The sequence below is a fragment of the Serratia sp. OS31 genome (genome assembly GCF_014164835.1).
Lineage (GTDB): Bacteria > Pseudomonadota > Gammaproteobacteria > Enterobacterales > Enterobacteriaceae > Serratia > Serratia liquefaciens_A.
The window spans coordinates 1-4,136 of record NZ_JACJFQ010000073.1 but is presented as its reverse complement, the minus strand read 5'-3'; the positions used below and the strand labels follow the sequence as shown (position 1 = coordinate 4,136).

The 4,136-nt window shown below is 55.6% G+C and carries 1 protein-coding gene and 4 pseudogenes; 4 read left to right on the top strand and 1 reads right to left on the bottom strand.

The features are described 5' to 3' along the window. From H5P17_RS26195 to H5P17_RS26180, 4 genes and pseudogenes are all read left to right on the top strand, one after another. The coding region (locus H5P17_RS26195) for an IS3 family transposase (RefSeq protein WP_182825885.1) at positions 1 to 844 on the top strand (844 nt) is incomplete at its 5' end. Between the two features lie 35 nt (positions 845 to 879). Beyond that, positions 880 to 1,101: pseudogene (tnpB, locus tag H5P17_RS26190) on the top strand (IS66 family insertion sequence element accessory protein TnpB); the annotation flags it as partial. 19 nt (positions 1,102 to 1,120) lie between these two features. Next, a pseudogene (locus H5P17_RS26185) lies at positions 1,121 to 2,692 on the top strand (IS66 family transposase). A 31-nt stretch (positions 2,693 to 2,723) separates the two neighbouring features. Then, a pseudogene (locus tag H5P17_RS26180) lies at positions 2,724 to 3,155 on the top strand (transposase); the annotation flags it as partial. 29 nt (positions 3,156 to 3,184) lie between these two features. On the opposite strand, the pseudogene H5P17_RS26175 reads toward H5P17_RS26180, so the two are convergent. Further along, positions 3,185 to 3,520: pseudogene (locus tag H5P17_RS26175) on the bottom strand (transposase); the annotation flags it as partial. Between the last annotated feature and the right edge of the window lie 616 nt (positions 3,521 to 4,136).

The window sequence follows — 4,136 nt, the reverse complement described above, 5'->3', positions numbered from 1 at the left end:
GGTATGCCACGAACTGGATATTGCCCCGTCAACGTATTATTGGCATGACCAGCGTCGGCGACATCCGGAGAAACGCAGTCAGCGTGAACAACGTGATGAGCGACTCAAATCCGCAATACAACGGGTATTCGATGAAAATTACAGCGTTTATGGTGCCCGCAAGGTCTGGCGACAGTTGTTGCGAGAGGGGCTCAAAGTGGCCAGGTGTACGGTGGAACGGCTCATGACGGAAATGGGGCTTGCGGGCGTGCGACGGGGTAAAAAAGTGAGAACCACGATAAGCCGGAAGGAAGCGGCGGCGCCGGACCGGGTAAACCGCCGGTTCGCGGCAGAACACCCGAACCAGCTTTGGGTGGCAGATTTTACCTATTGCGCCACCTATCAGGGCTTTGCGTATGTCGCATTCATCATTGATGTGTTTGCCGGTGCCATCGTGGGATGGAGGGTGTCATCGTCGATGGAAACAGCGTTCGTGCTGGATGCACTGGAGCAGGCGCTGTGGGCCCGTCGGCCTTCCGGCACCATCCATCATAGCGACAAAGGTTCGCAATATGTGTCCCTGGCGTACACACAGCGACTGAAAGATGCTGAGCTGTTGGCGTCGACGGGTAGCATAGGCGACTCGTATGACAATGCCATGGCAGAAAGCATCAACGGCCTGTACAAGGCGGAGGTGATACATCGAAAAAGCTGGAAAAGCCGAACAGAAATAGAGCTGGCCACGTTGGAATGGGTGGACTGGTACAATAATCGCCGTTTACTGGAACGACTGGGTCATATCCCACCGATAGAAGCTGAAAAAGCGTATCATGTTGCTATAAAAGACAGGGAGCTCGCCGCCTGAGTTTCCGGACTAAATACTCTCCAATAAAACCGGTGCGGTTCATCTTCCGTGGACGCCGGGGCGACATGATAAAGGTGCTGTGGGCTGACCGCGACGGCCTGTGCCTGTTCACCAAACGCCTGGAGCGGGGACGCTTCGTGTGGCCGGTGACCCGTGACGGAAAAGTCCACCTGACGCCGGCGCAGCTGTCCATGCTGCTGGAAGGTATTAACTGGAAGCACCCGCAGCGGACGGAACGCCCTGGAATACGCATATAAGCTGCTGTAAAGTGAGGGTATGGACACCCCGTACCCTGATGAAAACGCCCGGCTCAGGGCGCTGCTGCAGGAGCAGCAGGCCACCATCCGCCAGATGGCAGAGTATAACCGGCTGCTCTCGCAGCGGGTGACGGTGTACGCCAGCGAAATCAACCGGCTGAAGGCGCTGGTCGCCAAGCTGCAGCGCATGCAGTTCGGCAGGAGCTCCGAAAAGCTGCGTGAGAAAACCCAGCGGCAGGTGCGAGAGGCTGAGGCGCGCATCGGCGCACTGCAGGAAGAGATGGCAGAAGTGCTGGGAGAACAGCATGACCCTGCGATCCCGCAGCCGCTGCGCCAGTCTTCCGCCCGCAAACCACTTCCTGCCTCACTGCCCCGCGAAACCCGCATACTGTCCCCGGCAGAAACCGCCTGTCCGGCGTGCGGTGGGGACCTCAGCCCGCTGGGCTGCGACGTGTCGGAGCAGCTGGAGCTCATCAGCAGCGCCTTTAAGGTTATCGAAACGCAGCGGCCCAAACTGGCCTGCTGCCGCTGTGACCACATCGTTCAGGCCCCCATGCCTTCAAAACCCATCGAGCGCAGCTACGCGGGTCCCGGCCTGCTGGCCCGAATCGTCACGGCGAAGTTCGCAGAGCACACACCTCACTATCGTCAGTCGGAGATATACCGCCGTCAGGGCGTGGAGCTGAGCCGGGCCACGCTGGGACGCTGGTCCGGCGCGGTGAGCGAACTGCTGGATCCGCTGTATGACCTGCTGAAACAGTATGTGCTGATGTCGGGCAAAGTGCACACCGACGATATCCCGGTGCCTGTTCAGGAGCCGGGCAGCGGCAAAACGCGCACTGCCCGGCTGTGGGTCTACGTGCGGGATGACCGCAACGCCGGTTCACAGATGCCGCCGGCGGTGTGGTTCGCCTACTCACCGGACCGTAAGGGCGTTCATCCACAACAGCATCTTGCCGGGTACAGCGGTATCCTGCAGGCGGATGCTTACGGTGGTTATAATGCGCTGTACGAAGACGGTCGCATCACGGAAGCGGCCTGCATGGCGCACGCCCGGCGAAAAATCCACGATGTTCACGTCCGAACCCCGACTGACATCACCACCGAAGCGCTGAAGCGCATCGGTGAACTGTACGCCATCGAGGCGGAAATACGCGGCAGCCCGGCAGAAAATCGACTGACGGTGAGAAAAGCCAGAACTGTTCCGCTGATGCAGTCGATGTACGACTGGATACAAACGCAGATGGAGGTGCTGTCGCGACACTCGGATACGGCGAAGGCGTTCGCGTACCTGCTGAAACAATGGGATGCGCTGAACCTGTACTGCAGCAACGGCTGGGCAGAGATAGACAATAACATCGCGGAGAACGCGCTGCGTGGCGTTGCCCTGGGCAGGAAAAACTGGCTGTTCGCCGGTTCAGACGCAGGCTGAGAGCGTGCTGCTGTTCTGTACTCGCTGGTCGGGACCTGCCGGCTTAACGGCGTGGAGCCGGAGACATGGCTGCGTTACGTCATCGATAATATCCAGGACTGGCCGGTGAACAGGGTCCGTGATCTACTGCCATGGAAAGTCGATCTTACCTCTATCTGAGTGTCAATACGGTCTACATGAGCCGCTTACGTTACCGGCATCGCAGCGCCTGGCTCAACGTCAGATGAGAACGGTTCCCTTGCTGAGCGGGCTGGAAGGGTGGCTGCGGGAAAAAATGAAGACGCTGTCGCGCCACTCGGAGCTGGCAAAGGCGTTCACGTATGCCCTGAACCAGTGGCCGGCACTGACGTACTATGCAGACGATGGCTGGGCTGAAGCCGATAACAACATCGCTGAAAATGCGCTGCGGATGGTCAGCCTGGGTCGAAAAAACTTCCTGTTCTTCGGTTCTGACCACGGTGGTGAGCGGGGATCACTGCTGTACAGCCTGATCGGCACGTGCAAACTGAACGGCGTAGATCCAGAAAGCTACCTCCGTCATGTGCTTGACGTTATTGCTGACTGGCCGGTAAACCGGGTCAGCGAACTGTTGCCGTGGCGTATCTTACTGCCAACTGAATAGCCCCCGTTCGTCAATACGGTCCTCGCTATACGCTTACGAACAAACCGCATTGAGGGTCGTGATGCGGCTTCACAGATTGCTTCGGCGTCAACAAAGTCATTTTTGTTACTTTTGACGAAGGGTCGAACAAATTGGGGTGAAATTAGTTTTGGCGTATGCCCCAACTCGAGCAACTTGCGCACCATAAAATGAGCACCACCACAGGCTTCCATCGCGACGGTCGTTGCCTGACACGTCGCTAAAAATTCAAACAACTTTGGTCTGGTTAATTTTTTACGGTAAACCGCTCTGCCATGACGAACCTGACAATGGATATGGAATGAGTTTTTACCCAGCTCGATACCAATAAGCACAATATTTTCCATGATGGTTCTCCGAATGAAAGCCTGTCCTCAGCATAGTGCTTTGGAAGAGGGAGTGACCATCTCATTAATTCAAAAAGGGTCGATTGAATCTCCTAACCATCGAGCGGTAACGATAAATAAACCAATAAATTTAGTGCATTGAAATAATAATATCCAAAATTACGACGAAAAAAAGCCCTGCGGTTCGGTTAAGATCCGGGACTGGGAGTTTTCGGATCTGCGCGACGGAAAGCCGATATGTGAGGTAAAAAGCGAGAATACCATCTCAGCTGGCGACGACATGAAACGAGCAAATGCATCGGTTAATCAACTTTACATACAACTCGTCTATGTCGCACGGCCTGAATTCAGAAGGTCAACGCCAGCATCACCGCTTTCCGTTTTCGGGGCACAGCTGAACTCAATGATAGCACATAGCTGGACAATAATTTTTCAAGTGGGACCATGGACCCACCTAACAAAAATCAGCCAAAGATGTGAAAAGAGGAATAGGATAAATGACAAGTGAGACCACGGTCCCACTCTAAGGATTAGCGATTTTGCGACTTTGTATGCTCGTTAAGCAGCGTTTCAATACGTTCAATCAGTGACGCAGGCGCATCAATCAGATTAAAGG